12 protein-coding genes are annotated in these 19,873 nt (G+C 47.3%); 8 read left to right on the top strand and 4 right to left on the bottom strand.

Annotated features, from left to right (window positions below; translation table 11 throughout):
• The first annotated feature begins 3 nt into the window (after positions 1-3).
• From CFT61_RS00660 to CFT61_RS00650, 3 genes are read left to right on the top strand one after another with little or no spacing between them, the layout of a single operon-like run.
• The gene (locus CFT61_RS00660) at positions 4-3,534 is read left to right on the top strand and encodes a sensor histidine kinase (protein WP_254918806.1); all 3,531 of its coding nucleotides are present in this window, start codon (positions 4-6) and stop codon (positions 3,532-3,534) included.
• Complete coding sequence (locus tag CFT61_RS00655; protein ID WP_089542569.1) at positions 3,531-4,256, top strand: DUF5932 domain-containing protein; 726 nt, start codon at positions 3,531-3,533, stop codon at positions 4,254-4,256. The genes CFT61_RS00660 and CFT61_RS00655 overlap by 4 nt, the downstream gene beginning before the upstream one ends.
• Complete coding sequence (locus tag CFT61_RS00650; protein WP_254918805.1) at positions 4,246-4,845, top strand: AbgT family transporter; 600 nt, start codon at positions 4,246-4,248, stop codon at positions 4,843-4,845. Before CFT61_RS00655 ends, CFT61_RS00650 begins: the two co-directional genes overlap by 11 nt.
• A 109-nt stretch (positions 4,846-4,954) precedes the next feature.
• On the opposite strand, the gene CFT61_RS00645 is transcribed toward CFT61_RS00650, so the two are convergent.
• Positions 4,955-5,899, bottom strand: a complete 945-nt coding sequence (locus tag CFT61_RS00645; protein ID WP_089542568.1) for a hypothetical protein — start codon at positions 5,897-5,899, stop codon at positions 4,955-4,957.
• A 260-nt stretch (positions 5,900-6,159) separates the two neighbouring features.
• Between CFT61_RS00645 and CFT61_RS00635 the strand changes: the two genes are divergently transcribed.
• Positions 6,160-7,602: an alanine/glycine:cation symporter family protein gene (locus CFT61_RS00635; protein ID WP_089542566.1), complete on the top strand. Its 1,443-nt coding sequence runs from the start codon at positions 6,160-6,162 to the stop codon at positions 7,600-7,602.
• Between the two features lie 136 nt (positions 7,603-7,738).
• On the opposite strand, the gene CFT61_RS00630 is transcribed toward CFT61_RS00635, so the two are convergent.
• A complete protein-coding gene (locus CFT61_RS00630; protein ID WP_089542565.1) occupies positions 7,739-8,959 on the bottom strand; it encodes a glycoside hydrolase family 27 protein in 1,221 nt (406 codons plus the stop codon).
• Positions 8,960-9,121: 162 nt separating this feature from the next.
• On the opposite strand from CFT61_RS00630, the gene CFT61_RS00625 reads away from it, so the two are divergent.
• Together CFT61_RS00625 and CFT61_RS00620 are read left to right on the top strand one after the other, a co-directional pair.
• On the top strand, positions 9,122-10,219 hold the full coding sequence (locus tag CFT61_RS00625) for an efflux RND transporter periplasmic adaptor subunit (RefSeq protein WP_089542564.1): 1,098 nt from the start codon (positions 9,122-9,124) through the stop codon (positions 10,217-10,219).
• Positions 10,220-10,237: 18 nt separating this feature from the next.
• The gene (locus CFT61_RS00620; protein ID WP_089542806.1) at positions 10,238-13,423 is read left to right on the top strand and encodes an efflux RND transporter permease subunit; all 3,186 of its coding nucleotides are present in this window, start codon (positions 10,238-10,240) and stop codon (positions 13,421-13,423) included.
• Between the two features lie 175 nt (positions 13,424-13,598).
• Here the strand turns inward: CFT61_RS00620 and CFT61_RS00615 are convergent, their stop codons facing one another.
• Together CFT61_RS00615 and CFT61_RS00610 are read right to left on the bottom strand one after the other, a co-directional pair.
• Complete coding sequence (locus tag CFT61_RS00615) at positions 13,599-14,453, bottom strand: Rpn family recombination-promoting nuclease/putative transposase (protein WP_089542563.1); 855 nt, start codon at positions 14,451-14,453, stop codon at positions 13,599-13,601.
• 299 nt (positions 14,454-14,752) lie between these two features.
• Complete coding sequence (locus CFT61_RS00610) at positions 14,753-16,303, bottom strand: leucine-rich repeat domain-containing protein (RefSeq protein WP_089542562.1); 1,551 nt, start codon at positions 16,301-16,303, stop codon at positions 14,753-14,755.
• Positions 16,304-17,143: 840 nt separating this feature from the next.
• Between CFT61_RS00610 and CFT61_RS00605 the strand changes: the two genes are divergently transcribed.
• Both CFT61_RS00605 and CFT61_RS00600 read left to right on the top strand, forming a co-directional pair.
• On the top strand, positions 17,144-19,264 hold the full coding sequence (locus tag CFT61_RS00605; RefSeq protein WP_089542561.1) for a VapE domain-containing protein: 2,121 nt from the start codon (positions 17,144-17,146) through the stop codon (positions 19,262-19,264).
• Positions 19,265-19,526: 262 nt separating this feature from the next.
• Positions 19,527-19,736 carry a DUF4248 domain-containing protein gene (locus CFT61_RS00600; RefSeq protein ID WP_089542560.1) on the top strand — a complete coding sequence of 70 codons (210 nt, stop codon included), beginning with the start codon at positions 19,527-19,529 and terminating at the stop codon, positions 19,734-19,736.
• Positions 19,737-19,873: the final 137 nt, after the last annotated feature.

Raw genomic sequence — 19,873 nt, 5'->3', positions numbered from 1 at the left:
AGGATGCATAAAAGATTTCATCATATTTATGACATCGCCATCATCTGTATGATGGTGGCGATGTTTGTTTTTTCAGCTTGTTCGCCATCGCATAAGGGCGAAGTAGATGAGCTGAATTATCTTTCTTATGCGCTTCACTATCGTAACCTTGATTCCACTAAAGTATTGGCAGAGAAGGCTTTGGCTCTTTCCGAAGACTATCCTGCCGGATACGCGGAGGCTTGCAACAACCTGGCTTTTGTGGCTATTGCCAAGATGGATTACCATACTGCCAAGCGATGGCTTGACAAGGTAAACGAACGCAGTGACAACCAGATAGAACTCCTTATTGCCGACGTTCAGAATATGCGACTCTGTCAGCGTGAGGCCCGCAACAAGGATTTCTACAGCTTTAGAGAAAAAGCCATCCGTAAACTGCGAAGAATCGGTGAGGAAATAGATAACCTTCCTCTTCGGGAGCGTCATCGCGCCATTTATGCGAAGAGTGAGTTTGATATCGTAGCTGCCACCTATTTTTATTATGTACAGCTAGACAAGCCGATGCTCAATGCGCTGGCAGATCTTGACCCGGATGAAGTGGAACAGGATACGGCACAGTATCTCAACTATCTTTATAATATGGGAGCTGGTGGCGCCATCACTCATGGCACCCCACAGGAAATCTGTCAGGCGGAATTTGATATGCTCATTCGCCTCTACTTTTTGGCAAGTGGCAGCAATCCTTATCCATACTGGCAGGCAAACGCACTGCAATCTATCAGCGAACATATTCAGGATCCGGAACAGCGCGATTTCCTGGTAAAAAACAATCTGCCGGCTTTCCAGTATCTCAATGTTGAACAGATGCCTTTGGAACTTCTGGCAGGAAACTTTGCGCAACGCGCACTCAATATCTTTTCTGAATATGGAGACGTTTACCAGACGGCAGGAGCATACCGCACACTGGCAGAATGCTACTGGCAGATCAAGGATTATAAATCGGCAGGCGATTGCCTGAATAGGGCACTCAACCAGAACAGAGCCATCCAGCAGGCGCCCGACCTGGTGGCTTCTATCCGGGAAAGACTCAGCCTGGTTTATTCCGCCATCGATGATAAGCCGGAAAGCGATTACAACCGCAATATTTACCTCGACTTGCAGGAGCAGAGCCGGCAGGACAGGCAGTTGGAAGCGCGTGCCACTCAGTTGGACAACAATGCCGTCCAGCTGAACACGATGATTGCTGCGGTAATCTTTATGATTGTCCTGGTTGTGGTCTTGCTCTATGTATTCGACAGAATGAAGCGCCGCAATACCAAGGAAAGTTCTGTAGAATCCCTGCTGATACCTTTACATGAATGGGAAGAACAGAACATGCAGCATATCAATTCGTTATCAGAAAAGCATGAAGAATTAGAAGAAGCCAAGAATATGGTCCAGCTTCATATATCTGACAATAGGCGCCGCAACCTGGAACAGCGTGCCAAGCTTTCTCTGGTCAATAGCATCACCCCATTTATCGACCGTATGATTCATGAGGTAGATAGGCTGATGAAGGGAGATGATCCAGAAGAAGTGAAACAGGAGCGATATACCTATATCTCAGAGTTGACTGATAAAATCAATCAATATAATTCGATTCTCACCGATTGGATACAGATGCGTCAGGGAGCCATCAATCTCCGCATAGAGAGTTTCCCGCTCCAGCCACTTTTCGATATTGTAGCCAAAGGAAAAATGAGTTTTCAAATGCGTGGGGTCAAACTGACCATACAACCTACAGATGCCACGGTAAAGGCAGACCGTACGCTGACACTATTTATGATTAACACCATCGCCGACAACGCCAGGAAGTTTACACCTGCAGGAGGTGAGGTCGTGGTAAGCGCCAAGAGCCATCAGACATTTGTGGAAATATCTGTAGAAGATACGGGAAAAGGTATGGATGAAGAAACACTGGAACATATCTTCGACCGTACCTATACCGGCGGACATGGATTCGGATTGCTCAACTGTAAGGGCATCATCGATAAGTACAAGAAAATCAGTTCGCTCTTCTCTCCTTGTAATATTCAGGCAGAGAGTGAGCCGGGAAAGGGTAGTAAGTTCACTTTCCGACTGCCTTGCGGTATTCGGAAAATGCAAATGATACTGATGCTTGCCTTGATGCTGATAGGTTGTAATATCCCATCTGTTGTACTGGGAAGCACTCGGGAAAATGTCTCTATGCACAGAACTGACAAGCACAGAACTGACAGGCACTGGGGCAATAAGCAGACATCGCGATTGCTGCAAAAAGCAGCATCCTATGCCGACAGTGCCTATTTCAGTAATATCAATGGTACCTACGAGCGGACCCTGGCTATGGCAGATTCGTCTCGCAGCTATCTCAACCGATACTATCTGACATTGAATCCAGATGGGAAATATCTGATGGTGGCACATCCCATGAAAGGAACCGCTGCCGAAATCCAATGGCTGCACGACAGTTTGCCAACCAACTACGAGATCATACTCGATATCCGCAATGAGAGTGCCGTGGCTGCGCTGGCACTCCACAAATGGGAACTATACGATAGTAACAACAAGGTATATACACAGCTCTTCCGTGAACGGAGTGCGGATAATTCGCTCGATAACTACGTAAGAACCATGCAGACTTCAGAAAACTCGAAGGCTGTAGCCATCGTCTTGCTGATTATCCTGCTGTTACAATTGCCACTGGCATATTATCTGCTATACTATCGCCACATCCTCCGTTATCGCTATGCCGTAGAAAAGATCAATGGTATTAACAAGGTGTTGCTCAGTGGTGATTCCAACACGGATAAGCTGAAACAGATTACCGGAATCTGGACTCCATCCGGCAGCAACAACATACGTAACGTTCAGCTTTTCCCTCAGCTCAACGAGGTGGTGGAACGTATCTCGCAGGCACTGAAGCAAAGCATTGATATGCAGCAGAATGAGGCTACGAATATAGAAATGGCTGAAGATGAGCTGCATCGTGCCGAGTATGAAAACGGAAAGTTGCACATTGCCAATTCCGTACTCGACAACTGTCTCTCTACGCTCAAGCACGAAACGATGTATTACCCATCGCGAATCAGACAGCTCATCGACAGTACACCGGAGGATGTTACTTCCCTGCAGGAGTTGGTGGATTACTACAAGGCAATATACACGATGCTCAGCGCACAGGCAATGGAGCAGGTGGAAGGAACCGTGAAATGCGACGCTGACTTGCTGGCATATCTCAGGAAACTGATCACTGGCGGAGTGAAGAACTTCACTTATCAGGAAGCAGCCGCATCATCCGCCTATGTTACCTGCCAGTATATCCTTCACGATATTCCATTTGACGCAACCCGGCATCCACATCTCTTCACACCGCTCACCAGCGATATGAAGTATCTGGTGGCCCGCCAGATTGTGAGAGAAATAGGGGAGGCAACCAACCTGCGTGGCTGTGGCATTCTTGCCAAGCCGTCATCTGATGGCAAACTCATGATAGAAATCGTTTTACCTGAAAAAATAATAAAGACAAAGACATGAATAAATTTAAGGTTATTATAGTAGAAGATGTGCCTCTGGAATTGAAAGGCACAGAAGGAATCTTCAAGAACGACATACCCGAAGCTGAAATCATCGGCACTGCGGATAGTGAAATCGCTTATTGGAAACTCATCAAACAGCAAAAGCCAGACCTTGTTCTGCTTGATCTTGGCCTGGGTGGCTCCACCACTGTTGGAGTAGAAATTTGCCGTAGTACAAAGGAACAGTATCCTGATGTGAAGGTCCTGATCTTTACCGGCGAGATTCTCAACGAAAAGTTATGGGTAGATGTGCTCGATGCAGGATGTGAAGGCATCATCCTCAAGAGCGGAGAATTGCTGACCCGTGGTGACGTGGCTTCCTGCATGAGTGGAAAGAAGCTGGTTTTCAACCAGCCGATTCTCCAGAAGATAGTAGATAGATTCAAGCAGAGCGTAGGAAGCCAGCTGATGCATCAGGAGGCGATGATCAATTACGAGATTGATGAGTACGACGAGCGATTCCTCCGCCATCTCGCCCTGGGTTATACCAAGGAGCAGATCACGAACCTGCGAGGTATGCCATTCGGAGTGAAGAGTCTGGAAAAGCGGCAGAATGAACTCGTACAGAAGCTCTTCCCTGATGGTAATAACGGCATGAGCGTGAATGCGACCCGACTCGTGGTACGCGCCTGCGAGTTACGCATCATCGATATTGATAATTTGCAGGCTGATGAAGAATAGTCATACATTCAGCAGGATATGTGGCTATGCCATGTTCCTGCTGATACTGGCACAGATCGTACTGGTGCTGGCTTCATGGCTCATCACTGCCGCTATGCCCGATGTCTTTCCCCGGTCATTGCTCAGCCCGGAAGGTATCCGATGGTTCTTCGGCACTTTCACCGCCAACCTGCAGTCACCTTGGCTGGTATGGCTGTTGCTGATCAGCATTGCCTGGGGAACGCTACGGGCTAGCGGCTTGTTAAAATACGACCATAAGGTTTACCGACAGCGCAATGCCTTGAGGTTGGTTTGCCTGGAATTCGTCCTGTTCATCGGTGTGATGCTGTTGCTCACGCTCATCCCTCATGCCATCCTGCTCAATGTAATGGGAGGATATGCCTCCAGCAGTTTTTCCAGAAGCATCTTGCCCTATATCTGTTTTATGGTCATTGTCATGGCACAGTCTTTCGGCGTAGTCAGCCAAAGACTGAACAGTATTGAGGCAATGGGAGAGGCTATGGCGGATGGAGTTCGCCTGTCTGCTCCTCTCTTTATCATCTATATATTTGTCATTCAATTATATAGTTCTGTAGATTATCTTTTTTGATGATCTTTGATAGTACATCAATTCATCATACTAAAAAATCAAAGGGGCATCCCAATCACTTGGAATGTCCCTTCTTTTGGTATATATTTGGTTTGATAAATTGGTCTAACTATCTTCTGCCACCGAATGAACCGCCGCCATTATGGCTCTTGCTACGGGAAGAACCACCTCCAAAGGAACTGCGGGCACCATTGCTGCCTCCGCCAAAGGAACGGCTTCCACTGTTGAATGAACGGCTGTTATTCAACGAATTGCCGCCACGGTTTCCGCCGAAAGATCCCCTGCTTGGAGTGCTGGAACGTGGAGTGAAACCATTATTAAACGAACGGCTGTTGTTGGTAGAGCCACTGCCGAATCCGCTTCGGTTATAACCTCCGAAAGAACCTCCGCCACGGACACCGTTTCCAAAGGTAGCATTATTTTGGCGACTGTTGCCGAAAGAATGATCACGTGTAACCGTAGTTCTTGTACTGCTCTGACGATTGAGATTGCCGAACGTCTTGCCACGACCATAATCGCCACGATTGAATCCATCGCGCATACCGAATCTTGGTTCCTGACCTCGAACACCGATAGGGCGCGGACCGCCGAACTCACGTCCGTGATACCAGCTTCTGCCACCATTCATTCTCCAGCTGTGTCCACCACGATATACAGCATAGAAATGAGGTCTTCCGAAGAAGAAGTAATCTCTGCGTGGGTAGCGTGCATAGATGCCGAAGTGGAAGTAACCACCATCCCAGTAAAGAGGACGGTAGAAATAGCTTGCGGCACAGAATGAGCGATACTGCCAATCCAGAAGGATGTAGCTCAAGTCGAGATTACGCTGACGCCAATAGATGCCGTAGAGATCGTCGTAAGTATCCACGCCCATCAGATAGTCGAGGTTCACCTCATAGGCTGCCTCATACTGATCATCTGTCAGATTCAGCTCGTAAGCCATTTTGTCTGTCAGAAACAGAGCCTGCTGGCGAGCCTGTTCATAACTCATTGCTGATGCAGAAGTGAATGTCATCATGAACATTGCTACTAGTGCTATGATAAACTTCTTCATAATCTTATCTTATTTTATATGTTAAACTTCCATTTTCCAGGAAACCATCAGATTCCAGAATCATCGTCAATTCTGTCATCTTTCTGATTTCTGCTGCAAAGATAAGGCGATTTATGGAGGTATAGTAAGGATTTTCCCTAAACCGATAGAGGAATTTCCCTAAACGATGCTTTTTTTCGAAAAAAAATAGTAATTTTGCAGTCGGAAAGAACATTTAGAGTGATTCAAATAGATAACTTAGAGTGATTTAAATAAATAAAATGATAGATTCAATACAGAATATTTTAGTTCAGGTTAGCGATTTTCTTTGGTCGTATATCATCATCACCATCTTGATATGCTGTGCCGTGTTTTTCACTTGGCGTACCCGTTTCGTGCAGTTTCGTCTCATCCGCGAGATGGTCAGGCTCCTGCTGCATCCCGATAAGGTTCAACCAGAGGAAATTGGCCAGGAAGAACTGTCTATGGATGTAAAGGTGGATGGTGAGATGAAGCACATCTCTTCCTTCCAGGCTTTCGTGGTGGCATTGGCCAGTAGAATTGGTACAGGTAATCTTGCAGGAGTAGCTACAGCCATCAGCATCGGCGGTCCGGGAGCTGTCTTCTGGATGTGGATGCTCGCTTTGCTGGGTTCTGCTTCAGCCTTCATCGAATCAACGCTTGCCCAACTCTATAAGCGCAAAGGTAAGACTTCCTTCTATGGTGGCCCTGCCTATTATATGAAATATGGATTGGGAAAGGGCTGGATGGGTATCCTCTTTGCCGTTTTCATGATCATTACCTTTGGTTTTGCCTACAATTCCGTTCAGAGCAACACCATCTGTCTGGCATGGCAGAAGGCTTTTGGTATCGAGCCTGCCACCATGGGCATCATTCTCACGGCGCTTACATTGCTCATCATCTTTGGTGGTATTCAGAGAGTAGCAAAGTTCTCTTCTACGGTGGTTCCTGTCATGGCGGTTGTCTATCTCCTGATAGCCGTTGGCGTGGTGATTTGGAATATCACCAGTTTGCCTAAGGTATTATTAATCATTATTGAAAATGCCTTCGGATTCAATCAGGCTGCAGGTGGAGTACTGGGTGTCACAGTGATTCAGGGCATCAAGCGAGGCTTGTTCAGCAATGAGGCCGGCGAGGGTAGTGCTCCTAATGCTGCTGCGGTGGCTACGGTGAGCCATCCGGTAAAACAGGGATTGATTCAGGCGCTGGGTGTCTTCACGGATACCTTGGTAGTATGTTCCTGCACAGCATTCATCATCCTTATGAGCGGGGTAGATGTCACTGCTTCCAATGGTATCCAACTGACTCAGGATGCCTTGACCCACGAAATCGGAAGCATCGGAAATCCTTTTGTAGCAGTTATGATATGGCTCTTTGCCTTTAGCAGTATCATCGGCAATTATTATTATGGTGAGACCAACGTGAGATATATCAAGGATTCCAGACTGGGCGTATTTATCTATCGCCTTGCCGTGGCAGCGATGGTGATGATTGGAGCCATCGTGTCACTGGATTTTGCCTGGAGCTTTGCAGACATCACCATGGCACTTCTTACCCTTTGTAATCTTGCTGCCATCGTTTTACTTTCTCGCCAGGCAGTCTTCCTGTTACAGGATTACCGCCAGCAGAAGAAGGAAGGCAAGAATCCTGTATTCAACAAGAAAAAGATGCCTGAGATAGCAGATAAACTGGAGGCATGGTAATTCACCATGCCACCAGTTTATCCGTTCTACTTATTAATAAGTTTGATGTTACCATAAACGCTATTTATCATAACGTCCCTTAAAAGAAAAAAGTAGGGGCTCTCTTCATACTTAGAAAGAGAGCCCAACCTGTAGCTTATTTCAATACAAATACCTTGGTTTCGTGAGCTTTCACGGTGCCTTTCCATCTGTTTGCCTTCTTGGCAATGTCGCGATGCTGCCATACATCTCTTACCAGATACTTGCCGTTTAAGCCCAACTGCTTGAAATCTGCCTGAATAGACTTATCTTTATCACCACAGTTAAGAATGGCAACGGCATGAGAACCATTTGCCAAAGGACGAACATAAATCTGATGATCAGCCTGATTTACCTTGCGCTCAGCAGCCTTGCCCAACGGATCCTGATCAATGGCGATGATTTCCTTGTTCAGGAGAATGCGCTTATCCTCAGCAGAAAGCTTTCTGAGATCGTTGCTTAATGCCAGTACTGATGACATCATGCACCACATACTCATCTGGGTCTGATACTCAGTATAGCTGCAGCCAACTCCACCCAGATCACTGGATGGTCCGCCCTTGCCATTCAGTCCCACAACCAGCATATCCATATCAGGCCATTGTCCGTGGCGAACATCCTTGGCGAGCGGTGCTGTGATATTCACGATATCGAGAATACCCATACCGCCTTGCTTCACGATATCTTTCCACATATCTCTTACATCATAGCTGGTTCTCCAGAGCGAACCGCCTACCTGCTCACACCATTCTTCGCCGTTGCGCTGTCCCCATTCGCAGATACCGAGAACGATGTTTCTACCCGATTTGCTCAAAGCCAGAGCCATCGTATGATAGCGTTTACGGGCTGTGGCACTGTCCTCCGGAGCATTGCAGTAATCATATTTCAGATAGTCGATACCCCACGAAGCAAAGGTGCGGGCATCCTGCTCCTCGAAACCATAACTGGCTGTCCATCCACCGCAGGTAAGCTGGGCGGCATCAGAATAGATACCCAACTTCAATCCCTTGGAGTGAACATAGTCGGCAAGTGCCTTGATACCATTCGGGAACTTCTTTGGGTCTGGAATGATGTTATTATGGCGGTCACGACCTCCCTGCCACAAGTCATCTATAAAGATGTATTCGTAACCGGCATCGCGGAAACCGTGTTCTACCATAGCATCGGCAGTTTCCTTGATCAGCTGTTCACTGATGTCACCTTTAAAGAGGTTCCATGTCATCCATCCCATAGGAGGAGTTTTTGCTAATTGGTTGCGCTCCAGCAGCGTTTCGCTTTTCTGGGCAAAAGAAGATGTTGCCAATAAGGCAGCAAAAGCAATAGATAAGATTTTCTTCATATTGAATTTTAATTATATGGTTTATTCCAGCATACAAAGTTACATCTTTTTTCTAAAAAAACGTTAGCTCTTAAACTTATTTAATACTTTTTTAATACTTTGTTCCCCTTACATTCGCCATTATTTCATACCTTTGCAAAAAAATAACAAAAAGAAGAAGATATGAAAAAGAAAGATGGTATGACAGGATGGCTCATGAAATGCAGTAGCAGCTGTCTGACATTCATGAGATGCAGTCTGATGATTATGGGATTCTGCCTGCTGTTGACAGGATGTACGGAAAAAGCCAGGAAGGTGGAAAAGAAGAATATCAAGGTGGAAACAATCTCTGTAGGAAATACAAACCTGGGGGGAACGAAAGACTATGTGGGTACCATCGAGGAAAAGATGGGATCAACACTCAGTTTCGAAATCGCCGGAAATATCACTTCCATCCGTGTAGATGAGGGTGACAGAGTCAGCAAAGGTCAGTTGCTCGCCACCATCAACCCTACTACCGTGAAGGAGGCTCACCGGGCTACCCTCACCACCTTGAAGCAGGCAGAAGATGCCTACAGGAGATTCCTGCCCCTCCATCAGTCGGGAACCATCTCGGATATGAAATGGGTGGAGATAGAAAGTAAACTGGAACAGGCGAAGGCTGCCGAAAGCATCGCCCGTCAGCAACTCTCCCACTCTACACTCACAGCTCCGTTTTCTGGCGTCATTGCTGCCAAGAATGTGGATATGGGAACCTACGTGCTTCCTGGTCAGCCCGTGCTGAAACTCGCCAATGTGGCTCAGGTCAATGCCAAGGTTTCCGTACCCGAAGCTGAAATCTCGCTTCTCCACGTAGGCGACAAGGTGAAGCTGACGGTTGCCGCTCTTTCCGGAGCCGTTTTCTATGGAACCATCTCAGAAAAAGGCATCGATGCCAACCCTATCTCGCATACCTACGACATCAAGGTGGGTATCACCAATCCGCAGGGTCGTCTGCTCCCGGGTATGGTCTGCAACGCCCAGATTCAGGGCTGCGCAGCAGCACCGGCTCATATCATCGTTCCGCCGCAAAGCGTTGAATTGGATGTAGATAACTCCCGATTCGTTTGGACCGTAGTAAACGGCAAGGCGCACCAGCAACCTGTAACCATAGGCGATTTCGAGGGAGATGGCATCATCATTCTCTCGGGACTTCATACTGGCGACCAGGTTATCATCAATGGTCAGCAGAAGGTATCAGAAGGTATGAAGGTGGATACCGGAAAGAGTAACAACCGATAAAATGTGGAGGGAAAAGATATGAATCAAGACAAAAATCAAGAGACAAACAAGCCGAGGATTCCGCAGAAGGACACCGCTCTTCACGACCATATCAAGGCTCGCATTACGAGAAAACCCAACCGCATCATCAAGCGTTCGTTCATCGAATCGGCGATGTGCAACCATAATATCGTGATGCTCCTCATGGGTATGCTCGTTTTCGTGGGCATTTTGGGCATCTGCATCATGCCTAAGCAGGAAATGCCGCAATTCACCATCCGCCAGGGTGCATGCGTTGCCGTATATCCCGGTGCCACATCCGATGAGGTGGAAGAACGGGTGGCGAAACCCCTGGAGAATTTCATCTTCGGATACAAGGAAGTAAACAAGAAGAAGACCTACACCCAGAGCAAGGACGGCATGCTGATCGTATTCCTGGAACTCAACGATGATGTAGAAGACAGGGATGCCTTCTGGAGCAAGTTCAAGCACGGACTGCAGGCCTTCAAGGCATCACTCCCATCAGGCGTTCTCGCCCTGCAGGCAGTGGACGACATCGCCGATACCTCTGCCCTGCTCATCACGATGGAAAGCAAGCAGAAAACCTATCGGGAACTGAACACCTACATCGACCGGCTGAAGGACCGCCTGCGCCGCATCGATGCCATCTCCAACCTCCGCACCTACGGACTGGAGAACGAGCAGATCAGTATCTATCTGGACCAGAACAAGCTGGCCAAATACGGCATCGGTTCCTACAAGGTGCTCAACCAGCTCGCCCTACAGGGCTTCACCACCATGAGTGGAAACCTGGAGTTGGGCAACCTCAACCTGCCTATCCACATCACCGACTCCTACAACAACGAGCGCGATGTGGCAGAGCAGATTGTCTATTCCGACCCCAAGGGCAACATCGTGCGCCTGAAGGATATTGCCCAAATCAGGAGAGAATATCCCAAATTGAGCAAATACATCAAGAGCAACGGCAACAAATGCGTGCTCCTCTCCATAGAGATGCGACCGGGCAATGATATCGTGAAGATGGGAAAAGACGTTCACCAGGCGATGGATGAGTTTGAACAGACCCTGCCCGATGATGTGCATATCAATACCATCACCGACCAGAGCAAGGTGGTGAGCGAATCAGTGCTCAACTTCCTTCGCGAACTGCTCGTCTCGGTCATCTCCGTCATCATCGTGGTCATCCTGCTTATGCCACGCCGCGTGGCAGAGGTATCCGCCCTCAGCATCCCGATCACCATCTTCTCTTCGCTGGGCATCTTCTATCTTTTCGGTATGGAACTGAACACCGTCACCCTGGCAGCCCTCATCGTAACCTTGGGTATGGTGGTGGATGATTCCGTTGTCATTATCGACAACTATATGGAGAAGCTGGGCCACGGCATGTCGCGCTGGCACGCAGCCATCGCTGCCCCACGTGAGTTTTTCATGTCGGTACTCTCCGCCACGCTCAGCATCTCGCTCACCTTCTTCCCGTTCCTCTTTACCATGCATGGTGACATGGGCGATTTCGTCAAATCGTTCCCTTGGGCAATGTTCATCATCCTGAGCATCTCGCTCACGGTTTCGTTGCTGCTTACACCTTATTTACAATATAGGGTGATCCATCAGGGCATCAGCAGTAAGGCTACCCCCAACGCCCGGAAGAAGCCGCTCGATTATCTGCAGATGGGTTACACCTGGCTGTTGAAGCACTGTTTCGCCAGTCCTCGCATCACCCTCATCGTGGGCGTGGTACTGGTAAGCATCGGTGCCGTCATCTTCGTGAATCTTCCGCAGCGAATGATGCCTATTGCCGAGAGAAACCAGTTTGCCGTGGAGTTCTATCTTCCTAACGGAACCACAGCCGATAGAACTGCACAGGTGGCAGATTCGATGGCTCACATCCTGCAGCGCGACTCGCAGGTAACGGCGGTAACCACGTTTATCGGACAGGGTTCACCCCGTTTCCATACCACCTACGCTCCGCAGATTGGAGGTCCCAACTTTGCCCAGTTCATCGTGAATACAGTAGATAACGGTGCCACCGAAGAGGTACTCGACCGATATGCCGACCGCTACTCCAACTACTTCCCGGATTGCTACATCCGCTTCAAGCAGATGGATTACAACAATGCCAGCTACCCTATCGAAGTAAGAGTGAGCGGCGACAGCATCAGCGATTTGAAGGCAGCTGCCAGGAAGATAGCCGCCTGCATGCATCAGATAGAAGGTATCAATCTGATCCGCACCAATTTCGAGGAGCCGTTGCCGGGCATCCGGGTTACGCCGGATGCTACCGAGGCCAACCGTCTGGGTGTGAACAAGACGCTGCTCTCTGCCGATCTTGCCATTCATTTTGGCGATGGCATTCCGATGTCCACCCTCTGGGAAGGCGATTATCCGGTGAAGATGGTACTGAAGTCGGAGAACGACAGCGACCTTGCCAACGAATACATCCCTGTGATGGGCGGAACATCAAGTGTGCCGCTCCGTCAGCTGGCCAAGATTTCTCCCGACTGGCACGATGGCTGCATCGTCAGACGCAATGGCATACGCACCATTTCCATCGTCGGTGAACCGTTGAGAGGTTATAATGCCAACCAGTTGTCCAACAAGCTGAAAGAGGAAGTATCGAAACTCCCGCTCGGTACCGATCTGGATTGGGAGATTGGCGGTATGGCAGAAAAGGATGGCGAAACCATGCCACAGGTGATATCGGGAGTGCTGATAGCGGTATTGATCATCTTCTTCATTCTGCTCTTCCATTTCAAGCGCATCAGCCTGGCTCTGGTGAATCTCTCCTCCATGTCGCTCTGCATCTTCGGTGCTGCGATAGGACTCCTGATTACCGGCTTCGATGTCAGCATCACCTGCATTCTGGGTGTCGTGAGTCTGATGGGTATTCTGGTAAGAAACGGTATCATCATGCTCGACTATGCCGAGGAACTTCGCCGCGACAAGGGACTCTCAGTAAGAGATGCCGCCTTCCAGGCTGGTGAGCGCCGTATGCGTCCTATCTTCCTCACCTCAGCAGCAGCTTCGGTAGGCGTATTGCCGATGATGATAGAGAACAACACATTGTGGTCTCCGATGGGAGCCGTCATCTTCTTCGGAACCCTTATCTCGATGGTGCTCATCGCCACCATCCTTCCTGTGCTCTATTGGATTGTATTCGATAAGCACGGAAAGTATAGCTTGAGGAAAAAGACAGCCTGTGAATAAGCAGAAGATACAGTATCAAAAAGCAAGGTAAAAGGCAAATAAAGAAGAAGCAAAAAAGGCTGGCAGGAAAAATTCCTACCAGCCTTTAATTTTTTATACTGTGGGACTCTATACCTCAGCTTACCAAAAATAATCCGATGAACTCTTAGTTTCTTATACTCAGTAATATGCTTTTTTATGAGTTACGAAGATTCTCAATGATTTTCAAGGGTAGCAGAGTTGCCTTAGCAACCTGTTCTGGAGAAAGTCCCATAGCCAGCAAACGTTGGGCTGTTTCTGTATTAGCTTCTATTTTACCTTCTCTTTTCGCAGTATCAATGGAATTCTTGATGTCACGATATGCCATCTTACTTGCTTCATACTCCCTCATTTCCTGCGGGGTAAACTTGGCGATCTCGGCTTCCTCAAAGAGACGGTCGAAAATCTTATCGCACAGCTCTTTCGGGCGCTGGGTAAGCTTATAGAGGTTCTTCAGCGCATAAAGCCATTTGTCATATAGCGTTTCCAATTCTTCCAGGGTCTTGTCGAACTTGGCAATCTCAACATAGATAAACTCCAGCTTATCATAAAATACCTTGTGGGTAGCGGTATCACACAACTGTACATGATGGCGGATTTTCTCCTTGTCGAAGGCATCCTCGTTCATGTTGAAGTTGAGAAGGGCAACAGTATAGATATGATTGAGCTTGAAATCCCAGTCACTACCCTTGGGAGCCTGTTCACGAATAGGGAAAGTCGAGTAGAAGAGTGAACGGTCCTTGAAATATGTTTGATAGGCATTCTGCATTTCTACGATGAATTTCTCGCCGTTTTCTCCTTCACAATACACGTCGAAGATGGCCTTTCGGTCGGTATAGACATCTCCCACATGCTCCGGATTCAGATACGACACATCCTTCACAACCTGTCTGCCATTAAACAGGCTGTTGAGGAAGCAAATGAGCAAATCCTTGTTCATTGCCGTTCCAAAAATTCGCTTGAAGCCGAAATCGGTCAGCAGGCTAATGTATCTTTCCTCTATCTGTTTCATAAAATTGTCTCCTTATCATTTATCACTTGTTTGTTCCGAGATATTCGGTTTTCTTCTAAGTCTGCTGCAAAGATAAGGTTTTTATTCTTATTGAGCAAGAAAATCGTGGGATTTTTTCTTGAATTCAGCACTTCTGCTCCTCGCACAGATATCAGGCTACTTCCAGAAAATCGGGAGAGCGGGATATCTTGACCACCAATGAAGAAGATGCCTCTGACGATACCAACTTTTAAAAAAAGTCCCCTTGTCCTGTTCCCAAGTTCACACAGCCCAATCTCCTAAAATAGCCCCTATCATAGTTACTCAAATATTTTTTCTCCAAAACGGGAGATTAATTCCTGTTTAAGATCGTTTGGAAAATAGCAATCATGAAATGCCCTTCCACCAATGCGAGTAACACTGTCAGGGATGGAAATAGTACTCAAAGAATAGCAGAATTGAAATGCTATACTCCCAATACGAGTTACACTGTCAGGAATGACTATGTTACTCAAAGAACAGCAATACAAAAATGTCCACGTCCCAATGCGAGTTACACCATTGGGAATAACAATACTCTTCAAAGAACTACAACCAACAAATGCAGCATTTCCAATACGAGTTACGCTATCAGGAAGAATAATATTACTCAAAGAAGAGCAACCACTAAAGGCCCAAGTCCCAATACTAGTCACACCATTTGGTATAACTATATTGCTCAAAGAAGAACAATAAGAAAATGCAGCATTTCCAATACGAGTTACGCTATCAGGAAGAACAATATCATTCAAAGATGCACAACAATCAAATACATTATCCTCTATACGAGCTATATTGTCGGGAAGAACAACGCAACTCAAAAGAATGCATTGACTAAAAGCCCAAGCCCCAATGCTAGTGACACTATCGGGAAGAACGAGACTCTTCAAGGATTTACATCCCCCAAATGCATAATACCCTATATAGGTAACGCTATCAGGAATTATAAGACTCTCCAAAAATTTACAATCATAAAATGCACCACTCCCAATGCCGGAAACTCTATCAGGAATGACATATGATGTAGTATCTTTGTCTCTGAATGAGATAATTGTGCTTTTGTCCTTATCAAACAATACTTTATTATCATAAATAAAGTAAGGTGACAAACATTTCAGTTCACCATCCCACTTGCAAAAAGGATTACCATTCAAGTTCGTTACACTATCCGGAATAACAAGACTACGCAAAGAAGAGCAACCTTCAAAAGCTCCATATCCAATGCCAATGACGCTATCAGGAATAACAAGACTACTCAAAGATTTGCAATCATAAAATGCCATGTCACAAATAATCTTTGTACCTTTTCTTATTGAATAAGAACCATCAAGTTCGTGTGGAGCTTCCAATAGTTTTCTTCCATCTTTTCTATATTTCACACCAAATTCGTCTATAATGGCCTCATTTAACTCTTCGTCTGTTGCTACTGTAAGGAGTTCTTCATCCGCTGCGAGAAAAGCACCCATCGATTCTTCATCCACCCATTCCATCAGCTCTACCGGATATTTTTTCTCTTTCTTCCGGCTATAAACCAAGAGCTCCTTCTCCAGAAACTTCACAGAACTACTGTTGGAAGACTCTGTCATATTCTGCTCATCAGCATTCTGAAGATGAACATCAGAGAGTTCCTTAGGGTCTATAGTAAAACACTTAAGGACATAAAAATTCCCAGTACTCTTGTCCTGCATCTTGAATACCACGGAAGAATCACCACTCATGTGATAGGGCTCTTCATGATCATCCAACACAGGAGAAAGGTGAGCCAACCTGCCAAGATTGGCTCCGGCATTTTGAATTGCCTTTACATATTCTGATATTTTTGGATACTTCATAACTTTTAAAATTATTAATTCATTTTATATAGTCGCATTTTAACAACACATTGCAAAAATACAAATTAATTTTAGAAACCAGCAAAGAAATCTCGAAAGACTTACTCCATTTCCTCAAAAAATCATCAAAATTCAGGCAAATCTACTAGATGAAGACAACGCCCCACTACATCCATATCCCCACTTTCCGTCCCGGCGGATTTGCAACTCCGCCGTAGAAAAAGGTTCGACCTATTAAAAACCGGGGGATTTGTAATCCCCCAACAAAAGGAAAAGCATACTTCTTTGCTGCGGATTGCAAATCCGTAGAGCCTAAATAGGTTAGGACATTTTTTGACGCCGGATTTCAAATCCGCCGGAACGCCTAGCGGGCTTGCGTTCTTTTATTTTATACCTCATCCCCATACGATGCACGGATAAGTTTCTCTCTAATATCCGGATAATCCTTCTCCGGAATCCAGCCCTCAAGCCCATCAACAATTCTCACATAAATGCTGTGATGATAATCGGCCTGACCTCCTCAGACTGCGGAAATGTACCCCTTGTTCACACCAGTGGTGTGATACAAACCAGAATAAGTAATATGATACTTACTCATTACTTCAACCAAAATTTTGCCAAATTGACTCATGTCAACGTGATAATTTGATTTGATCATAATTAAAAAAACTTAAAAAATTGATGTATTTAAACTGTCAGTTCCCACTACGGGAACCGCCATTTCTATCCTTTTTTGTAACTTTGCGATATGAAACCAGCGAGATACTGCCTATCCCCAACTCCTTTCACTAAATCATGTAAACGGAACAATCCGCTTTACCAACAATAGTAGATGATAAAATGAAGAAAAAAGTATCACAATTCGCAAACATGACCAGCAAGACTCCCATACTGGGAGACCTCGAAAGCCTGGTTTCATTTATGAAAACCGATGAGAAACTCAAGTTCCTCACCCAGTCCTACCGCCTTACAGGCAAGAAAACCTACAAGGCAGATGCACCCCTCTTTGCCCCAGCCTGCTACCTCGAAGGAGGCAAGGGTCAGGACAACATCCGGGAACTCACCCACCTATCTCTCGTAGATTTCGATGAACTCTTCCCCGAGGTGCCTCCCGATATCACGGCTCTCAACGCCCTGAAGCAGAAACTCTGCGACGATCCGCACACCCTGCTCTGCTACATCACGATGAGCGGCAATGGTATCCGAGTCATCTATCCCTATGAGGGAGATGACTACCCCGCTGCCTTCGCCAAGGGCAATGCCTACTATCAGCAGCTCATTGGCAAAAAAGCCGACTTCCAGTGCAAGAATGTCAACCGGCTCAGCGGACTCGCCTACGATCCCGAAGCATACTACAAATCCTGTGCCAAACCCTTCACCGCCGAGGAAATTTCAAAATTCCATACCGAGGCAACGAAGAAGAATCAGCAGCTGAAGAAACAGGACCGCATCAATACCTACTACGAGCAAATCATCCAACCGAAACTCGCAGCCGACAAGATTATTTACGAGCCAGGCAAGCACAACAACTATGTGATGCGGGTGGGCTATATGCTCGCCAAGAAGCGCTATGCCCATGCCGATGTACTGAAGTGGGCTCTCCAGAAATTTCCCGAGTATAATGATGTGGAGCAGGTCATTAAGTCGTGCTACGACAACACTCCAGGCGCCTCCAGAAAGGCATCAGGAGGTGGTGGCGGCGGTGGAAATGGCGGCAGTGACAACCGCTTCGCATCGGTCGAGGAAATCAGGAATTTTCTCGATGGGCATATCCGTCTCCGATACAATCTCATCACCCAGCGATACGAGTTCCTGGAAATCCCAGAAGGCGCATCATCTTCCGCCGCTTCCGACAAGCCGCCACGATGGCAGATACTCCTCGACCGACACGTCAACTCGCTCTGGACCAAGATGTCGCTCACGGTGAAGGTAAATAAGTTGGATATGCGCAATATCATCGAAAGCGATTATACGCCAGTATTCAATCCCTTCGAGGATTACTTCGCCCATCTCCCGCCCTGGAAGGAGGGCGACAAGGACTACATCGCCGAACTCGCTGCCACCGTGAAAGTGAAGGATACCGACAGCTCTGTGCTGAGCTTCGAGGAATGCCTGAAAAAGTGGCTCGTGGCAATGATTGCCGGTTGGCTGGATCCAGAGGCGGTCAACAATGTCATCCTGGTCTATATCGGAAGACAGGGCGCCAACAAGACCACCTGGTTCAACCATCTCCTTCCGCCGGAGCTGAAGCAGTACTTCTACACGAAGACCAATGCCAAGCGAATGACGAAGGATGACCTCATCGCCCTCTCGCAGTACGCCCTCATCTGCTGCGAGGAGCTGGATACGATGTCTGCCTCGGAGATGAACCAGCTGAAGGCTGCGGTGACGATGCAGTATATCAACGAGCGAGCCGCCTATGCCCACTATGCCGAGCAGCGCAAGCATATCAACAGCTTCTGCGGTACGGGCAACAATCCCGAGTTTCTGAACGATCCTACGGGTACCCGCCGCTGGCTGCCTTTCGAGGTAGAGAGCATCGTCTCCCCTCGCCAGCATCCCTTCAATCATCCCGGCATCTATGCCCAGGCTTATGCCCTCTACAAGAGCGGCTACCGCTACTGGTTTACGGATGAAGAGATAGAGCGGCAGAACCGGCACAACAGCAAATTCGAGACGCCACGCCTCGAACAGGAACTGGTGGATCTCTACTTCCGGAAGCCTTCGGAGGGAGAGACAGGGGAGTTTGTGTCCGTAGCCCGGGCGATGCAGATCATCGGCTGCAACATCACTCAGAAGCTGAGCAGCCAGAAAACCGGCAAGGCATTCAGCGACCTGGGATTCAACAGGTTACGCACCAAGCACAGTCGTGGTTTCATCGCCATCATCCGTACGGCAGAAGAGATCAGGAACTATCAGATTTCCCAGGGAATCGATGCCAGCAGCAATCTCCCATTCTGATGACGGGTGACGGCGGTGACACTTGTTTTCTAAAACTTTCCTCACGCGGGCGGGCAGGAAAAATTTTCCAGAAAGGCCTCCCGCCCGCCTACGTGAGAGAGATTTCAAGAAAAGCCTGTCACCGGTGTCACCCTGTCACCCGGAAGTAAGTCTCATCCCAGCATCCTAAGTAAGTCACTCAGGCATCCTAAGCAAGTCACTTACGGGTCGTAAGTAAGTCACTTAGGCATCGTAAACAAGTCACTTTTAAATTTCAATCAATATGGAACAGAAATGTTATTCCAAGCAAGAGTTAGCTCTTGAGTATTTCCCTGATGCCACTCCCGAAGTGGCAAGTGCCCATCTCAGAAGATGGATCAACCGCTGCAAGCCTCTCCACGATGTTCTGGTGAAGAGCGGCTACACCAAATGGTCGAAGGAATTCAGCCCGATACAGGTAGCCCATATCTTCGACTATCTGGGCGAGCCATAGGAAGAAAATCATTCTTCCGGGCTTATCTTCAGAAAAAGACGTGAAAATCAGTGAGAAAACGTGAGTAAACGTGAGAAACCGTGAATGGCGGATTCTGAATGTTGTATCTTTGCATTGTGATTCAGAAAGAACCACGG

This window comes from Segatella copri, assembly GCF_002224675.1.
GTDB lineage: Bacteria > Bacteroidota > Bacteroidia > Bacteroidales > Bacteroidaceae > Prevotella > Prevotella copri_U.
This window is presented reverse-complemented; position numbering and strand designations above follow the sequence as displayed.

What these genes read in the sequence shown, in the direction of transcription:
- CFT61_RS00660 (WP_254918806.1), top strand. Translation starts at nt 4, where the DNA reads ATGCATAAAAGATTTCATCATATTTATGACATCGCCATCATCTGTATG.
- CFT61_RS00655 (WP_089542569.1), top strand. Translation starts at nt 3,531, where the DNA reads ATGAATAAATTTAAGGTTATTATAGTAGAAGATGTGCCTCTGGAATTG.
- CFT61_RS00650 (WP_254918805.1), top strand. Translation starts at nt 4,246, where the DNA reads ATGAAGAATAGTCATACATTCAGCAGGATATGTGGCTATGCCATGTTC.
- CFT61_RS00645 (WP_089542568.1), bottom strand. Translation starts at nt 5,899, where the DNA reads ATGAAGAAGTTTATCATAGCACTAGTAGCAATGTTCATGATGACATTC.
- CFT61_RS00635 (WP_089542566.1), top strand. Translation starts at nt 6,160, where the DNA reads ATGATAGATTCAATACAGAATATTTTAGTTCAGGTTAGCGATTTTCTT.
- CFT61_RS00630 (WP_089542565.1), bottom strand. Translation starts at nt 8,959, where the DNA reads ATGAAGAAAATCTTATCTATTGCTTTTGCTGCCTTATTGGCAACATCT.
- CFT61_RS00625 (WP_089542564.1), top strand. Translation starts at nt 9,122, where the DNA reads ATGAAAAAGAAAGATGGTATGACAGGATGGCTCATGAAATGCAGTAGC.
- CFT61_RS00620 (WP_089542806.1), top strand. Translation starts at nt 10,238, where the DNA reads ATGAATCAAGACAAAAATCAAGAGACAAACAAGCCGAGGATTCCGCAG.
- CFT61_RS00615 (WP_089542563.1), bottom strand. Translation starts at nt 14,453, where the DNA reads ATGAAACAGATAGAGGAAAGATACATTAGCCTGCTGACCGATTTCGGC.
- CFT61_RS00610 (WP_089542562.1), bottom strand. Translation starts at nt 16,303, where the DNA reads ATGAAGTATCCAAAAATATCAGAATATGTAAAGGCAATTCAAAATGCC.
- CFT61_RS00605 (WP_089542561.1), top strand. Translation starts at nt 17,144, where the DNA reads ATGAAGAAAAAAGTATCACAATTCGCAAACATGACCAGCAAGACTCCC.
- CFT61_RS00600 (WP_089542560.1), top strand. Translation starts at nt 19,527, where the DNA reads ATGGAACAGAAATGTTATTCCAAGCAAGAGTTAGCTCTTGAGTATTTC.